Here is a 16,318-nt window from a genome sequence, read left to right as displayed (position 1 = left end):
AGCTTTTCACAGCCACCTAGTTATCGCATTCACCCGCGGTGCACACGGCGCACCCTACCCGTTCCCGTAGGAGCTCCGCTTCAGCCACGAAGCGAATCAGGCACTCACCCCCGAGGACTCGCCATGAACTACCTGCCCCTGCTTATCCCGGTCCTGCTGCTGGTAATCGGCAGCCACGCCATCGGCGCCGAAACCGAGAGCGACGGCGTCCTGCAGATCAACGGCTGCCGCATCGAACCCGACAGCAAATGCCCCAACGCCAACCTGCGCGGCGCCGACCTGCGCAACATGGACATGCGCCGCATGGATCTGTCCGGTGCGGATCTCTCCGGCGCCGACCTGCGCCACGTCAACCTCGACCTGGCCAATCTGGAAAAGGCCAAGCTGCGCGGCGCCAACCTGACCCGCGCCAGCCTGCAACAGAGCAACCTGCGCCTGGCCGACCTGTCCGGTGCCAGCCTGGTGGCCATCAGCGGCTGGGCCCTGTTCGGCCAGGCTGCGCAATTCGAAGGCGCCGACATGCGCGCCGCCAACCTGGAGTTCGCCCGCCTTTCCGGCGCCAAGCTGCACAACGTCCAACTGCAGGCCGCCAACCTGGAAATGACCTGGCTGAGCAAGGCCGACCTCAAGGGCGCGCATCTGGAAGACGCCAACCTGCAGGAAGTTAAACTCGGCGGCTCCAACCTGGAAAACGCCAATCTCACTGGCGCACGGGTACGCTTCGGCAACTTTCAGGGCGCCAACATGCCCGGCTGCGTGCAATGCCCCAAGGGCTGGGACTGATTCCCCGCAAACCACGTAGGGTGGGCCGGACGGCGATCCGCTTCAGCCCACCAATAGAGCTAGCTCTGGCGGGTTGCACCCGCCCTACGACTACCCTGACCACCGCACTGCCACACGCATCCCCAGCGAATACGGTTTGCCAGGTGGTGCGGGAAGGCAGCGAGTGAGGCCAAGGGAAGCGACATATGGCTCCCACGCTCCGCGTGGGAGCTAGCCCGCGACGCTCTGCGTCGCCAGCGAACTCAGCTGCGCTGCGGCCTACAAGCGGACGCGGAGCGTCGAGGGCTGCATTACCACGCAGAGCGTGGGAACGATCAATAGAAGCGACATATGGCTCCCATGCTCCGCGTGGGAGCTAGCCCGCGACGCTCTGCGTCGCCAGCGGACTCAGCTGCGCTGCGACCTACAAGCGGACGCGGAGCGTCGAGGGCTGCATTACCACGCAGAGCGTGGGAACGATCAATAGAGCTAGCGCGGGCGGGTTGCACCTGCCCTACAACCGCCGTGACCACCGCACTGCCACACGCATCCCCAGCGAATACGGTTTGCCAGGTGGTGCGGGAAGGCAGCGAGTGAGGCCAAGGGAAGCGACATATGGCTCCCACGCTCCGCGTGGGAGCTAGCCCGCGACGCTCTGCGTCGCCAGCGGACTCAGCTGCACTACGGCCTACAAGCGGACGCGAAGCGTCCAGGCTGCATTACCACGCAGAGCGTGGGAACGATCAAACCAAGCGATTGGTCACCCGCTTCGATCATGTTCATTGGCTCTGCGAGCAGGCCATTGCAGCCTGCCGTCACCGATCAAGCACTCTCCAACCCCACCCGCACCACCCCACTGTCGATGGCCAGGTGCACCAGCTCCACCTGCGAGGCGATCTGTAGCTTGTTCTTCACCAGAGTCTGGTAGTTAGACAGGGTCTTGGCGCTGATGCACAGCTTCTCGGCGATCTGCCTCGGTGGCAGGCCGCGGGCGAGCATGACGAAGATTTCGAATTCGCGTTGGGTCAGTTCGCGCAGCCGTGGGTCGAGGCCGTCGCTGCTGGTGGGGTTGCAGGCCAGCTGGGTGGCCAGTTGCTGTTCGATATAGGCGTGGCCGGCGGCGGTGCGTTTGACCGCTTCCACCAGCACTTCCGGTGACGAGTTCTTGGTCAGGTAGCCGATGGCGCCGACGTCCAGAGCCTGACGCACCAACGGCAGTTCGTCGTGCATGCTGAAGAACAGGATACGCAGCTGCGGCAGGCGCTGGCGCAGGCGGCGGGTGGTTTCCAGGCCGCTGATGCCGGGCAGACCTATGTCCATGACCACCAGATTGGGTATCTCTTCCTGCACTCGCTGCAGGGCCTGCTCGCCGTCGCAGGCCTCACGCAACTGCACATCCGGCAACAGCGCGCGCAGCAAGCTGGCATAGCCCTGGCGCACCACGGCGTGATCGTCCACCAACAAAACCTTCATCGCATCGCCTCCAGAGGAATGTTCAGGCACAACGCCCAACCGGCTTGCGGGCGACTGTGCAGGCGCAGCTCGCCACCGAGGCTGCGGCTGCGTTCACGCATCGAGCGCAGGCCGATGCCGGGGCGCAGCGGCAGTGCGGTACCCTGGCCGTTATCACGCACCAGCAAGCGCAGCCCATGCCCCCGGCGTTGCAGGCGAATGCGTACTTCACTGGCATCGGCATGGCGGGCGACGTTGGTCAGCGCCTCCTGCACCAGTCGATAGAGATGGGCCTTGCTCGCCAGCGGCAGACTCGGCAATCGCTCGCCCAGTTGCAGGTGGCAGCGAATGCCTTGCGCCTGCTGCCAATCGACGGCCAGTTGCTGCAGCGCCGGGCCCAATTCAAGACGTTCCAGCACCACCGGGTAGAGATCGCGAATCAGGCTGCGAAAGCCCTGCTGCAAGCGCTCGCAGTTGTCGTCCAGCAGGCGCGCGGTGTCCTGTACCTGCTGCGGCCGGTCGGCGATCACCTTGAGCAGGCAGGCCTGGGCGCGAATGCCGCTGAGGTATTGGCCCAGGTCGTCATGCAGGGTCTGGCCGAGGCGTGTGCGCTCACGCTCCTGCAGCTCCAGCAGCGCCTGAGTCAGTTCGGCGTTGTCCGCCTGTACCTGCTGCAGGGTGACGGCCATGGCGTTGAAGTGCGCCGCCAGATGCTTGGCCTCGGCCAGGCCGTGATCGCGCAGGCGGGCGTCAAAGTGGCCGGCACCGACTTCACGCAAGCCGGCGAGCAACTCGTCCAGCACACGCCGGGCACGGCATACGGCAAAGCGGATGGTCAGGAGGCTGAGGATCAGAGCGAAGGCACTGAGCAGCAGCAGTTGCAACAGCGAGTCCTGGATTTCCTCGATCTCGTCATAAGGATCGAGGGCGATGTGCAGCTCGCGGTCATCGGCCAGCGGCCAGACGTGAGTCACCAACGACGAGGAGCCCAGCAAGCGCTCGGCGATCCAGCGTTCGACGGCACTCTCACTCTGCACCTTGGGGTGATCGCCCGGGCGCAGCCAGCTCACACGAATATGCCGCAGGTTCTTGGTCAGCTCAGGGCGCAGGCTGCCGGGGTTGCTGCGCGCCACCTCACCGAGGTATTCCACCACCGCTTCGGCGGCCTGCAACTCGCGCTGCACATCATGACTGGCCTGGCGCAGCAGCAGCGCCAACCCGGCCAGGGTCACCAGCACGAACAGCAGGCTGACACCGAGGTTGATGCGGCCCAGGGCAGTCATCTACTTGCCCCCGCTACTTGACCACGAAGTGGCCGAGCATGCCCTTGCCCTCCAGACCCTTGGCGTAGAAGCGGTATTTGCCCGGCTTGACCGGCAGGAAGAAGATCTCCGCCTCGCCAGCGTCCTCGAACTCCAGTTCGGTAAGGGTGACGGCCTTCACCTCCACGCCGCCGGCCTCGACCTTGCGCAGGTAGATGGAAGTGGCGAACTCCGGCGCCTGGAAGGCGTATTCCTTTTGCCCGTTGGAGATGATCTTGAGCTGGTAGGCCTGGCCGGTTTCCAGCTGGTATTCAGTCTGCGACATGGAGTAGTCGCTGTCGTCGCTGCCCAGCACCAGATCGGGCAATGTCAGCGGGCGTCGGGTCATGTCACCGGCAGCGTGCAACTGGTCGACACCGAGCAGGCTGATGATCAACAGCAGCGGCAATAGCAGGGCCTTGAAAATACGTATGGCGTTCACCTGTTCTTGTTATTGGACATTGCCTGCCATGCTAGGAAGTAACGGCCTGCGCCGGGGTACTACCTTGGTACTGACGCACTGGTACTTTGGGCATATTTCCCGGCCCGCCGCCGCTCCACCCCAGCCCTTGCGACCGTGCGAACTACTACCTTCGTACGTGCCCGGCGCTACCTTGGGCATATTTCCCGAGCCGATTGCGCTTCCTATGCTGGCGACACCCTCTGCAGGAGTCGCCCCATGCACCGCATCAGTTGCCGCCTGTTGTTCTGCCTCGCCGCCGTATTTGGCGTGGCGGCCGGCGCCAGCGCGAACGACTTGCAGGTACGTATCGGCTACCTGGCGCATCTGCCGCCACGCGGCCCTTTGCTCTCCAACGTCATTCCTGAACCCGCCGACGCCGGCCGCCGTGGCGCCGAGCTGGCGATCATCGACAGCAACAGCACCGGGCGTTTTCTCAAGCAGCAGTTCGAGTTGCAAAGCGCCGAAAGCGCGGAGACGAGTGACGTGCTCGCCGCTGCCGAACGCCTGCACCAGGCCGGCATCCGCCTGTTCGTGGTCAATGCCCCCGCCGCCACCCTGCGCCAGCTCAGCGAGCGCCTGCCGGACAGCCTGCTGCTCAATGCCGGCAGCGCCGACGACGGCCTGCGCCGCGAGCAATGCCTGGGCAACGTGCTGCACACCCTGCCCAGCCGCGCCATGCTGGCCGATGCTCTGGCGCAGTTTCTCGCCGTGCGCAAATGGACGCGCTGGCTGCTGGTGACCGGCACCACCGCGGACGACATCGCCTATGCCGACGCGCTCAAGCACGCCGCCAAACGCTTCGGCCACAAGATCGTCGCCGAAAAGTCGTGGAGCTTCGACAACGACCAACGGCGCAGCGCCCAGGCGGAAATGCCGCTGTTTACCCAGGCCAGCGAGTACGACGTGGTGCTGGTGGCCGACGAACGTGGCGACTTCGGCGAGTACCTGCCCTACAACACCTGGTATCCGCGCCCGGTAGCAGGCACCCAGGGACTGACCCCGACCGCCTGGCACAAGACGGTGGAAACCTTCGGTGCCACGCAATTGCAGAAACGCTTCGAGGCACTGGCCGGACGCTGGATGAACGACCGCGACTTCGCCGCCTGGATGGCCGTGCGCAGCATCGCCACCGGCGTGACCAAGCTGCGCGCTGCCGAGCCGCAGGGCATTCGCCACCTGCTGCTGAACGAACAACTGCCGCTGGACGGCTTCAAGGGTCGCAAGCTGAGCTTCCGCCCGTGGAACGGTGAGCTGCGCCAGCCCATTGCGCTGGTGCATCCACGCGCCCTGGTCAGCACCTCGCCGCAGGACGGTTTTCTGCACCCGCACAACGAAATGGACAGCCTCGGCTACGACCGGCCTGAAGTGAGCTGCGATCTGGCGAGTACCACCCACTGATGGTGCGCACGGCGCACCCTACCTACACCGAACCGTAGGGTGCGCCGCGCGCACCTCCTACACAACGCGCCGCCAAAGACAACAACAAGAGGATCAACCCCATGCGTCTGACCCGTCTCGCCTGCGCCGTCGCCTTCGGCCTGGCCTGCCACTCGGCCTTCGCCGCCACCGCCTACGTGTCCAACGAAAAGGATGACAGCATCAGCGTCATCGACCTGGACAGCCTCGAAGTCACCGCCACTCTCGACGTCGGCATGCGCCCGCGCGGGCTGCTGCTGTCTTCCGACAACAGGCTTTTGTACATCTGCGCCAGCGACTCGGACCGCGTGCAGGTGATGGACCTGGCCACGCGCACCATCATCAAGGAGCTGCCCTCCGGCGCCGACCCCGAGCAGTTCGCACTGCACCCCAACGACCGCTGGCTGTACATCTCCAACGAGGACGATGCCCTTGTCACGGTGGTTGACGCGCAGAGCGACGAGGTATTGGCGCAGATCGAAGTGGGCGTGGAGCCCGAAGGCATGGCGGTAAGCCCGGACGGCAAGTGGGCGGTCAACACCAGCGAAACCACCAACATGCTGCACTGGATCGACACCCGCACCCAGCAACTGGTGGACAACACCCTGGTCGACCAGCGCCCGCGCCACGTCGAGTTCGAGAAGGACGGCAAACGCCTATGGGCCTCGGCCGAGATTGGCGGCACGGTGACGGTGCTGGATGTGGACTCGCGCCAAGTGCTCAAGGTGCTCAACTTCGCCATCAAGGGTGTGCACCCGGACAAGGTACAGCCGGTGGGAGTCAAGCTTTCGGACGATGGCAAATACGCCTTCGTCGCCCTCGGCCCGGCCAACCATGTGGCGGTGGTGGATGCCAGGACCTTCGAGATTCTCGACTACCTGCTGGTGGGCCGGCGCGTCTGGCACATGGCGTTCACCCCGGATCAGAAGCGCCTGCTGACCACCAACGGCGTCAGCGGCGATGTGTCGGTGATCGACGTCGACAGTCTCAAGGTGACCAAGTCGATCAAGGTCGGTCGCTACCCCTGGGGCGTGGTGGTAACGCCATGAACGCCCTGGAGGTGAGCGGCGTCGGTTTCGCCTATGGCGCGCGCCAGGCGCTCAGCGACCTGGCCTTCGAGCTGGCGCCGGGACGCTTCGGCGCCCTGCTTGGGCCCAACGGCGCCGGCAAGTCCACGCTGATCGCCCTGCTCACCCGCCTCTATGACCTGCAGCAGGGCGATATCCGCATCTTCGGCCACAGCCTGCGCGACGAACCGCGCCAGGCGCTGCGCCAGCTCGGTGTGGTGTTCCAGCAGAGCACGCTGGATCTCGACCTGTCGGTGCAGCAGAACCTCGCCTATCACGCCGCGCTGCACGGCATGCCGCGCCGCGAGGCGCAGGTGCGCATCGACGAGGAGCTGCTGCGCCAGGATCTCGCAGAGCGCCGTCACGACAAGGTGCGCACGCTCAATGGCGGCCACCGGCGTCGCGTGGAGATCGCCCGCGCCCTGCTCCACCAGCCGCGCCTGCTGCTGCTCGACGAGGCCAGCGCCGGGCTCGACCCGGCCAGCCGCCTGGCGCTGGGCCGGCACGTACGCAACCTGTGCCGCGAGCAGGGCCTGTGCGTGCTGTGGACGACCCATCTGCTGGACGAGATCGAGTCCAACGACGACCTGCTGATCCTGCACCGTGGCGAACGTGTGGCCTGGGGTAAGGCCAGCCAGTTCGGCGATGACCTGGGCATCAGCTTCGCCCGCCTGACCGGCGACGAGGCGCTGGGCCGTGGCCATGTGCGCGAGGCGCTGCGGCCAAAACGCGCCGAAGACGTTGGCGATAATGAAACGGCCCCGGTGCGCACGGCGCACCCTACGCGAGGTGTTCGCTGATGACCGCTTACTGGGAATGCCTGCGCGGCATCGTCTTGCGCGAATGGCTGCGCTTCGTGCTGCAACGCTCGCGCTTTCTCAGCGCCCTGGTACGCCCGCTATTGTGGCTGCTGGTGTTCGCCGCAGGCTTTCGTGCCGCGCTGGGCATCGCCATCATCGAGCCTTACGACACCTACATCACTTACGACACCTACATCGTGCCGGGCCTGGCCTGCATGATCCTGCTGTTCAACGGCATGCAGGGCTCGCTGTCGATGGTCTACGACCGCGAGATGGGCAGCATGCGCGTACTGCTCACCAGCCCGCTGCCGCGCGCATTCCTGCTGGCCGCCAAACTGCTGGCCACGGCGCTGATCTCGCTGCTACAGGTCTATGCCTTCCTCGCCATCGCCTGGGTCTATGGCGTGCAGCCACCGGCCTGGGGTCTGCTCGCCGCGCTGCCGGCGCTGCTGCTGGTGGCGCTGCTGCTCAGCGCGCTGGGGCTGCTGTTGTCCAACGGTATACGACAACTGGAGAACTTTGCCGGGGTGATGAATTTCGTTATCTTCCCGCTGTTCTTTCTGTCGTCTGCGCTGTACCCGCTGTGGAAGATGCGCGAGTCCAGCGAGTGGCTGTACTGGCTGTGTGCGGTCAACCCCTTCACCCACGCCGTGGAGCTGGTACGCAACGCGCTCTACCTGCGCCTGCACCTCGATGCACTGCTGATCTGCGCCGGCCTCAGCGCGCTGCTGACGCTGCTCGCCGTGGCCAGCTTCAACCCGCAGCATGCGGCGCTGCGCAAGGTGGGCTGATCATGATCGTTCCCACGCTCCGCGTGGGAACGCATCCCAGGACGCTCCGCGTCCGGCGTCGAACCTGCCGGTCAGTCAGAACCGGCGCAGAGCGCCATGCCATCTGCTCCCACGCAGAGCGTGGGAGCAATCACCGCTCACAACTACTACTTTGGTACTGCTTTTCCTCTCCAACGTAGAATTCCCAAGCCTGCGACCATGGCCTGTAATACCGGCACAACAATAAGTAGAGACCTTGCCATGAAGTACCGTCTGCCCGTGCAAGCGGGCCTGATGTTCGCCTCCCTGCTGCTGGTCTGCATCGTGCGTGCCGAAGAGCTGTTCGATGCCGATGGCTATCGCAGCAGCCAGTACCGCAGCCCCACGCCAGCCAGCCTGGAAGGCGTGCAGATCGTCGATACTCCCGCCCTGCAGAAGCTGCTCGCCGAGCGCCCGGATACCCGCCTGATCGATGTCTACCGTCGCCCCTGGGTGCAAGGACGCTTCATCGAGGACGCGCCCCACGCCAACCTGCCCGGCAGTCTGTGGCTGGCCAATGCCGGCGACGGCAACCTGGCTCCGCAATGGCATCGCTACTTCACCTACTACCTGCACCAGCAGAGCCGTGGCGATATGCGCCAACCCTTCGTATTCTACTGCCGCTCCGATTGCTGGTTGAGCTGGAACGCCGCGCGCCGCGCCCATGCCATGGGCTATCGCCAGATCTACTGGTACCGTGATGGCGTCGATGCCTGGGAACAGGCCGGCCTGCCTCTGGTGCCCGCCCAACCTGCCGAATTGCCTGCCGCTTTCCTCACGCCCACCGCCACCCCATAATCACAACAACGAGGTGCAAGGCCATGTACAAGATTCTGATTGCCGACGATCATCCGCTGTTTCGTGAAGCCATCCACAACGTCATCGCCGACGGTTTTCCCGGCAGCGAGATCATGGAAACCGCCGACCTGGACAGCGCCCTGGAGCTGACCCAGAGCCACGACGACCTGGACCTGATCCTGCTCGACCTGAACATGCCTGGGATGCATGGCCTGGGCGGGTTGATGAATCTGCGCAACGAGGCACCGACCATTCCGGTGGTGATCGTCTCGGCCGAGCAGGACAAGCAGATCGTGCTGCAGGCCATCACCTATGGCGCAGTGGGCTTCATCACCAAGTCCTCGCCACGCGCGCAGATGACCGACGCCATCGCGCAGATTCTCGACGGCAACGTCTACCTGCCGCCGGACATCATCCGCTCGCAGAAGAGCGGCAGCTCACGCCAGCACCACGACAACCACAGCATCGCCCCGGAACTGCTGCAGGCGCTGACGCGCAAGCAACTGCTGGTACTCGAACGCATGACCAAGGGCGAGTCGAACAAGCAGATCGCCTACAGCCTGGATATCGCCGAAACCACGGTCAAAGCCCACGTCTCGGCCATTCTGCGCAAGCTCGGCGTGCATAACCGGGTGCAGGCGATACTCTCGGCAGGCGATATCGACTTCGCCTCCTACCTGCGGCGCTAGTGCCCGATAGGTTGGCTGCCATTCCCACGCAGGCGGTAAGCCAGAAACCGAGAAGCACCTGGGCTCCCGCCTTCGCGGGAGTGACGGACGAGGTTGTCCTGACGCCCGTCATCAACCCGTGCTAAAACGGCGGCTTTGCCTGAATGCCTGCGTTCCTGGCAGCAGGCTTTGCACTGGTTCTGATGGAGTTCACCATGCACATCCGCCCCTTCCGGCTCACCGACGAAGCCGCCGTCGTCGATCTCTGGCAACGCTGCGACCTGGTCCGCCCCTGGAACGATCCGTACAAGGACATCCAGCGCAAGCTGAAGGTGCAGCCCGAGCTGTTTCTGGTAGGCGAGATCGACGGCAAGCTGGTGGCCTCGGCCATGGCCGGCTACGAGGGGCATCGCGGCTGGGTCAACTACCTGGCGATGTGCCCGCAGCAACGCCAGCAGGGCCTGGCCCGTCAGTTGATGGTGTATATCGAAGAACAGTTGCTGGCCCTGGGCTGCCCCAAGCTCAGCCTGCAGGTGCGCGACACCAACGCGTCAGCTTTGGCCTTCTACGAGCGGCTTGGCTACAAGGTCGATGCATCCGTCAGCCTGGGCAAACGCCTGATCGCAGATGATTGACGGCGCGCCCGTATCGTAGCCCGGATGCAATCCGGGGCAGAACGGCATGATCCTTCCCGGATTACATCCGGGCTACGGGCCAGCTCCGGTGCGCGCAGCGCACCCTACAGGGCCATCGCAACCGTCGATATCTTTGGCGTATCGCTGAATCGTAGGGTGCGCCGTGCGCACCGGGGCGAACGACCATTTCAAGCCCCCGCCCCGCGCTCCATCAGGTGACTCATCGCCGCCTTCAGCTTCATCGGCCGCACCGGTTTGTGCAGCAGGCTGTGGCCGAGCTCGCGCATCTGCTGCTTGAGTTCGTTGCTGTAGTTGGCGGTGATCATCAGTGCCGGTAGCGGCGCACTGCGTCGGGCGTTTATCTGCGCCACGGCATCGACGCCATTGCGCTCATCATCAAGGTGGTAGTCGGCGATCAGTAGGTCGGCCTCGGCGTGGTAGTTGTCCACCTGGCGCGCCAGGTCTTCTTCGCTCAGCGCCGTGACCACCCGGCAGCCCCAGCCCTCGAGCAGGGTGCGCATGCCCGCGCAGATCGCCGCATCGTTATCCAGCACCCAGACCCGCGCACCGCTGAGGCGTTCGAGCAACTGGTCCGGGCTGTCCTGCACGGCACGCGCGCGCGGGGCGCGACGGGTCAGCGGCACTTCCACGGCGAACATCGACCCTCTGCCCAGCTGCGACGCTACGCGGATGCGGTGGCCGAGCATGCGCGCGATTTTCTCGACGATCGCCAGACCCAGGCCCAGGCCGCGATCCTGCTTGCGCTGCACGTTGTCGCCGCGTTTGAACTCCTGAAAGATTTCCACCCGCTTGTCCTGGGCGATGCCGATGCCGGTGTCCCAGACCTCGATGGACAGGCTGTTGCCGCGCCGTCGGCAGCCCAGCAGGATGCGCCCGCTGGCGGTGTAGCGAATGGCGTTGCTGAGGAAATTACGCAGGATGCGCGCCAGCAGTTGCACATCGCTGCGCACCAGAGCCGAGCTGGGCAGGTAGTCCAGACGTAAACCCTCACTACCGGCGATCTGGTGATACTCGGCGGCCAGGTTCTCCAGCAGCTCGCTGACGGCAAACGGCGCGATATCCGGCTTGATCACCCCGGCATCGAGTTTGGAAATGTCCACCAGCGTGCCGAGCAGGCTCTCGACGTCTTCCAGTGAGTTGCTGACGTTGCGCACCAGCGGCGCGCAGCCGGACAGGTCGTTCTTCTCCAGCAAGGCACTGGTGAACAGCCGCGCCGCATTGAGCGGCTGCAGCAGGTCATGGCTGACGGCAGCGAGGAACTTGGTCTTGGACAGGTTGGCCTGCTCGGCCTCACCCTTGGCCTCACGCAGGCGCGCCTCCATCTGCGTGCGCTCATCGATCTCGCGGCGCAACTGGTCGTTGACTGTGGTCAGCTCGGCGGTACGCTCGCGCACGCGCTGCTCCAGGTGCTGGTAGGCCTGGTGCAGCGCCTCGGCGGTGCGGCGGCGCTCGGTGATGTCGCGGATCAGCACGAAGATGCCGACTACCTCGCCGCAGGCCTGGCGGTTGGGCACGTAGGAACGCAGCATGTAGCGCTCCTGACCGTTGTGGTTGGTTTCGGCGAACTCGAAGGTCACGCTCTCGCCGGACAGGGCCAGCTCGACGTAAGGCTCCAGGCGCTGGCAATGCTCCTCACTGTGCACGTCGCGCAAGCTCTGGCCGAGCATGGCGCCACGTGGCCAGCAGTACCATTCCTCGTAGACCTTGTTGGTGAACTCGTAGACCAGGTCGGCCGACAGGTAGGCGATCAGCGCCGGCACGTGGTCAGTGATCAGGCGAATCCAGCGCTCGCTATCGCTCAGCGCCTGGGCCTGGCGATGACGCTCGGTGATATCGGTGAAAGTGTTGACGAAGCCGCCGGTAGGCAGCGGATGGGTGCGCACTTCGAGCATGCGCCCATCGAACAGGCGCACCTCCACCTGGCGCAGCGGTTTGCCGACGGCATCTCGGCTGTCCGGGGTCAGTAGCTGCAGCTCGCTTTCCGCCATCACTTCAGCGAACGGCCGATGGGCGTTGATCGGCGCCAGGCCGCAGAGTTCGAGAAAACGGTGATTCCACAACTCCAGCGCGCCCTCGGCATTGACCATGGCCATGCCCTGCGACAGGTTGTCGACCGCGCGCTGCAGCAGGCGTGACTTTTGCGCCAGGGCCTGCTCGCGGCGCAGCGCCTCGCTCTGCTTCACCTCGGTGATGTCGGTATAGAGGATCACCAGCCCGCCTTCGCGGGTCGGTCGTTCGCTGACTTGCACCCAGCGCCCGTCCTGCAGGCGGAACAGGCTCGGCTCGCCCTCCTTGCCCAGTTGCGCCTCCACCACCAGGCCGGTGCTGCGGCTCAGGCGGCGAATCTCTTCCAGCCGTGTGCCGGTACCGATGCGCGCGCGGCTGCGCGCCCACAGTGCCTTGAAGCGGCTGTTGAACAGCACGATGCGCTGACGATCATCGAACAGCACGAAGGCGTCGGAGATGCTCTCGATGGCGTCGATCAGATGCTGATGCGCGGTCTCGGCACGCAGCCGCGCATCGCTGAGCAGCTGGTTGCTGGATTTCAGTTCGGCCATCGCCTGGTTCAGCGCATCGGTGCGTTCACGCACCTGCTCGGAGAGCACCACCGAGTGCTGGAAGGCCGCGTAGGCATCGTCGCCCCGCGAGTGGATCGACTCGACCCGTTCGATCAGCGCGGCATTGATGCGCTTGAGCTTGGCGTTCTCCTGCTCCAGCGCCGCACAGTGGGCCTGCAGCTCAGCGCTCGGCACGCCCAACAGGTCGGCCAATGGCGACACCGGTAAAGGTCTGGTTGATGTGCATGCCATTGAACTGCTCTCCATAGGTGTTGAAGCCGATCACCCGCTGCTGGCGCAGCAGTGTGGCGACCGACTCGACGCCGCCATCGTTCTCGATCTCCAGGCGGCGCAGGAAGCAGTCGCAGCCGATGGTCAGCAGCAGCGGACCGAGGCGCTGCTCGAGCCCGGCGAACAGCTGCTGCAGGTTGGGCAGCAGCGGCCCAGGATGCATGGCGGTGAGGACGATGCCGTTCTCCACCGCGCAGTAGAAGGTCAGGCTGAGGTCGTCATGCACCTGCTGGATCGAGCGTACGTAATAGTGATCGCTGATCCGCACCGCCAGCGGATAGGCCGCGAACGCACGCAGATCCAGCGCCTCGACCGGCACGCCGATCAGGTCGGCATATTCCTGCGCGGCCGGCGCGGCATTGAGTTCGTACACCCGGCGCGTGGCACTGTCGGCACGGGTCACCACCAGTTTTTCCGCACGGGGCTGGATGTGATGGGTGCTGAACACCTCGAACTCCAGCCAGGTGTTGAACAGCACCACCACCGCCGCGCCGCTGTGAAAGCGGCCGCCGTGGTAGACGTGAGTGTGGGTCAGGTGGTTGTCGTCGCCGGCCGACCCGCCGAAGTGCGGGATGCTGCCCAGCGCCGCACTGAGTGCGCCGAGCACCAGTTCTTCGCGGCTGGACAGGCCGTCGAGCAGGGTCAGGGCGAAACTGTGACCCTTGATCGAAGCCAGTTCGTTGCTGCGGCAGGCCTTGACCAGGCCATCGACCAGTTGCTGCGCGTCGAGCAGATTGAAGCGCTCCATCTCGTCGATCAACACGCTGGCGATGGAAAAGCAGCGCAGGTCGAAGCCCAGCGCCACCACGCAACCACGCCCGTAGCCCTGCGGGGTGATCTCGCCGGCACTGGTGCAGCCGACCAGGCTGACACCACCAAAGTGTGCCTCCAGCGCCTGGCCGAGGCCGTCGAGGTCGTACTCGGCCGAGCAGAAGAACAACACGAAACCGAGATAAGGGTGGATCAGCTGGCGTGCCAGTTCCTGAGCGGCCAATTCCACGTCCTTCGTGCTGGATAGGGCGCTGAGCACGCCTTCGGACTGTTGCAAGGCCATATCACGCCCCAATGCACCTGCTGATCATGGGGAAATTCTACGAAGCCGGCGCTGGCCGCCCCATGCTACTTGAGTACTGGGTAGTCGATCCGAAGGGCGTACTCGCGAAGCAGTACGCGACGCACGCCACCACCTTGATCATGCCGTGCCTGGCTCGAGCGCGAGCTGCAATTCAATAGGTAGGGATCGCTGGTGCGCATGGCGCACCCTACCTGGGACGTCGCCATGCTTGTGTAGGGTGCGCCGCGCGCACCGGCGTCCTCACGACGCAGGCCAGAACATCAGGGTCAGCACGAACATCCCGGCGTAGAAGGCGATCTCCAGGGTTTCCGTCCACGGCTGAATGCGCTTGATCGCGCCGTGCACATGCACCAGCACCATCAACAGGGCCACCGCTGCCAGTACCTCGAAGGTGGTGTGCAGCGCTTCGCCGGTCAGCGCGGCGCGCAACATCAGGGCCTCGACGATGAGGATGAAGGCGCCCAGGCAGCGCCCGAAATACACCGCCAGGTCGATGTCCTGCGGAATGCGCCAGCGCATCAAACGGGCCCAGGTCAGTGGCACGAGGAAGATGGGCAGCGCGAAGACCAGCGTGGTGCTGACCGCCAGCACCAGCAGGTAGGATTGAGCCGATTCGCTCCAGAGTCCGATCATCAGGTTTTTCTCTTTCGATCCCTAAAAAGAACGGGAGGCACTCGGGCCTCCCGTCATCTGCAAGCCGCGTTGCTTACCAGCTCAGTACCGCACCGACGGCGAAGGTGTCGGTGTCCTCGTTCAGACCGCTGCCGGCGGCGGCGTCGATCTGGTACTGGTTGTACTCGGCGACCAGCTTGAGGTTGTCGTTGATGGTGCGGAAGTAGGCGATGCCGCGGGTCTCGTAGTCCGCTGCCACGCCCAGGCCGTTGCCGTCGTCCTCGGTTTTGCCGTAGGACAACGCCACACGGTTCTTGCCCCAGGTGTAGGAGCCCTGCAGCAGGTAACCGTCGCTGTCGATATCACGCAGGGTCGGCTCGCCCAGGTTGTTGGTGAAGAACGGGTTGATGCCCTTGGCCTGGAAGCCCGAACCGGTCAGCGACAGGCCGCCGAACTTGGCCTGCACGCCATAACCCAGACCCTTGGAAGTTACGCTGTCGACGGTGTCATCGGTGTTCTCGGAAGTCTGGTAGGCGCCGTTGACCCAGGTGTAGATGGTCGAGTCACCCACGTCGAACTGGTAACTGACTTCCGATTCGAAGCGCGGGTTTTCCTGATAGGCCTTGCCGGTGGCGCTGTCGTCGTTGGTGTCGACCGGGTCCATGATGCCGACCGCGACGCGCAGGCCTTCGGCCAGGTTGTTGTTGCGGTAGGTGATCTGCGAAGTCGGGAACGGGTACGGGTAGCCGGTGCCGATGTTGCCGAACGACACGCCGGTGCCGTCCACCAGACCGAGGGTGTCGGAGACGTTACCGTAACCGGCCAGCAGCTCGTCGAGGAAGATGTTGGAGCGCGAGAACAGGCCGAAGTCCTTGCCCACCAGCACCTCGCCCCACTCCGGACTGGAAACGGTGCCGTAAAACTGGCGAACGTCGATGGCGGTATCGGTACCGTTGGTTTCGCTGTCGTTGATGGTGACCCAGAAGGACGAGCGGCCGGTCAGTTTCAGATCGTCGATCTGCTTGCCGAAGTTGAAGCCGATCCAGTTGGGCAGAAAGCCCATCTTCACCCGCGACTGGCGACGGTCGAACTGCTCGCCGTCACGATCCACGTCGCTGTTGACATAGAAGGCGTTGATATAGCCGTCGGTGGAAAACGTGGTGTCGTCCTTGTCGTACAGGACGATCTCGGCGGCAGCCTGCTGCGCAGTCGCCAGTGCGACGGCAGTGGCCAGGGTCAGGGGCAGAAGTCGAGTGATGGCGATCTTGTTGTTGTGCATAACGCTCTCCGCTTGAGTGGCGACCGCCAGGGCAGTCGTGTCGGAGGCGATTATCGAAAGCAGGTCCGGCGCGCCATACGCTGCCTTGGCAGTGGTTCGCTGCTGCTTTGGCCGAGCGCTACCGTCCCGCTTCCGCCGGCTCGCGACCGACCTGCTACCGGTAGTGGGAGAAAGGTCGTAGTACCGGACCAGCCCAAGGGCGTAGTAAGACCACAAGAGCGAGACCGCAGCGGCGAATCGAAAGAACGCCGCAAGGCAGAGCCTCGCCCGGGTCGGGGCTCTTGCAGAAAAAGGGCGTTGGACATTCCAGA

15 protein-coding genes are annotated in these 16,318 nt (G+C 64.6%); 8 read left to right on the top strand and 7 right to left on the bottom strand.

What is annotated here, in order from left to right; all coding sequences use genetic code 11:
• The first annotated feature begins 123 nt into the window (after positions 1–123).
• Positions 124–783, top strand: coding sequence for a pentapeptide repeat-containing protein (locus GV002_RS07555; RefSeq protein ID WP_160017752.1), 660 nt, complete (start codon positions 124–126; stop codon positions 781–783).
• 801 nt (positions 784–1,584) lie between these two features.
• Here GV002_RS07555 and GV002_RS07550 read toward each other — a convergent pair.
• From GV002_RS07550 to GV002_RS07540, 3 genes are read right to left on the bottom strand one after another with little or no spacing between them, the layout of a single operon-like run.
• Positions 1,585–2,235, bottom strand: coding sequence for a response regulator transcription factor (locus GV002_RS07550; protein WP_160017751.1), 651 nt, complete (start codon positions 2,233–2,235; stop codon positions 1,585–1,587).
• Positions 2,232–3,497: a histidine kinase gene (locus tag GV002_RS07545; protein WP_160017750.1), complete on the bottom strand. Its 1,266-nt coding sequence runs from the start codon at positions 3,495–3,497 to the stop codon at positions 2,232–2,234. Before GV002_RS07545 ends, GV002_RS07550 begins: the two co-directional genes overlap by 4 nt.
• Positions 3,498–3,510: 13 nt before the next feature.
• On the bottom strand, positions 3,511–3,948 hold the full coding sequence (locus GV002_RS07540; protein WP_160018899.1) for a copper-binding protein: 438 nt from the start codon (positions 3,946–3,948) through the stop codon (positions 3,511–3,513).
• A gap of 246 nt (positions 3,949–4,194) precedes the next feature.
• Here GV002_RS07540 and GV002_RS07535 point away from each other — a divergent pair, with 246 nt between their 5' ends.
• The 7 genes from GV002_RS07535 to GV002_RS07505 all read left to right on the top strand — a co-directional run bounded on the left by GV002_RS07535 (position 4,195) and on the right by GV002_RS07505 (position 10,171).
• Complete coding sequence (locus tag GV002_RS07535; protein WP_160017749.1) at positions 4,195–5,376, top strand: ABC transporter substrate-binding protein; 1,182 nt, start codon at positions 4,195–4,197, stop codon at positions 5,374–5,376.
• A 101-nt stretch (positions 5,377–5,477) separates the two neighbouring features.
• Entirely contained in the window at positions 5,478–6,443 is a 966-nt protein-coding gene (locus tag GV002_RS07530; RefSeq protein ID WP_160017748.1) for a YVTN family beta-propeller repeat protein, read from the top strand.
• Positions 6,440–7,261, top strand: coding sequence for an ABC transporter ATP-binding protein (locus GV002_RS07525; RefSeq protein ID WP_160017747.1), 822 nt, complete (start codon positions 6,440–6,442; stop codon positions 7,259–7,261). Before GV002_RS07530 ends, GV002_RS07525 begins: the two co-directional genes overlap by 4 nt.
• Positions 7,261–8,052 carry an ABC transporter permease gene (locus tag GV002_RS07520; RefSeq protein WP_160017746.1) on the top strand — a complete coding sequence of 264 codons (792 nt, stop codon included), beginning with the start codon at positions 7,261–7,263 and terminating at the stop codon, positions 8,050–8,052. The genes GV002_RS07525 and GV002_RS07520 overlap by 1 nt, the downstream gene beginning before the upstream one ends.
• A 240-nt stretch (positions 8,053–8,292) precedes the next feature.
• Positions 8,293–8,868: a PQQ-dependent catabolism-associated CXXCW motif protein gene (locus GV002_RS07515; protein WP_160017745.1), complete on the top strand. Its 576-nt coding sequence runs from the start codon at positions 8,293–8,295 to the stop codon at positions 8,866–8,868.
• Between the two features lie 23 nt (positions 8,869–8,891).
• Positions 8,892–9,557, top strand: a complete 666-nt coding sequence (locus GV002_RS07510) for a response regulator transcription factor (protein WP_017363255.1) — start codon at positions 8,892–8,894, stop codon at positions 9,555–9,557.
• Positions 9,558–9,751: 194 nt separating this feature from the next.
• On the top strand, positions 9,752–10,171 hold the full coding sequence (locus GV002_RS07505) for a GNAT family acetyltransferase (protein WP_160017744.1): 420 nt from the start codon (positions 9,752–9,754) through the stop codon (positions 10,169–10,171).
• Between the two features lie 188 nt (positions 10,172–10,359).
• Here GV002_RS07505 and nahK read toward each other — a convergent pair whose 3' ends face one another.
• From nahK to GV002_RS07485, 4 genes are all read right to left on the bottom strand, one after another.
• Positions 10,360–13,002 (bottom strand): hybrid sensor histidine kinase/response regulator NahK/ErcS', encoded by a 2,643-nt coding sequence (gene nahK / locus GV002_RS07500; protein ID WP_178094624.1) that lies wholly within the window; start codon positions 13,000–13,002, stop codon positions 10,360–10,362.
• On the bottom strand, positions 12,932–14,095 hold the full coding sequence (gene nosP, locus GV002_RS07495; protein ID WP_160017742.1) for a nitric oxide-sensing protein NosP: 1,164 nt from the start codon (positions 14,093–14,095) through the stop codon (positions 12,932–12,934). Before nosP ends, nahK begins: the two co-directional genes overlap by 71 nt.
• 261 nt (positions 14,096–14,356) lie before the next feature.
• Complete coding sequence (locus GV002_RS07490; RefSeq protein WP_160017741.1) at positions 14,357–14,749, bottom strand: hypothetical protein; 393 nt, start codon at positions 14,747–14,749, stop codon at positions 14,357–14,359.
• 73 nt (positions 14,750–14,822) lie between these two features.
• Entirely contained in the window at positions 14,823–16,007 is a 1,185-nt protein-coding gene (locus GV002_RS07485; RefSeq protein ID WP_160017740.1) for a porin, read from the bottom strand.
• Between the last annotated feature and the right edge of the window lie 311 nt (positions 16,008–16,318).

It is taken from the genome of Pseudomonas sp. 8O (assembly GCF_902506495.1).
Taxonomy (GTDB): Bacteria; Pseudomonadota; Gammaproteobacteria; order Pseudomonadales; family Pseudomonadaceae; genus Aquipseudomonas; species Aquipseudomonas chaetocerotis.
The sequence above is the reverse complement of the archived record's forward strand: the minus strand, read 5'-3'. Positions and strand labels throughout refer to the sequence as shown.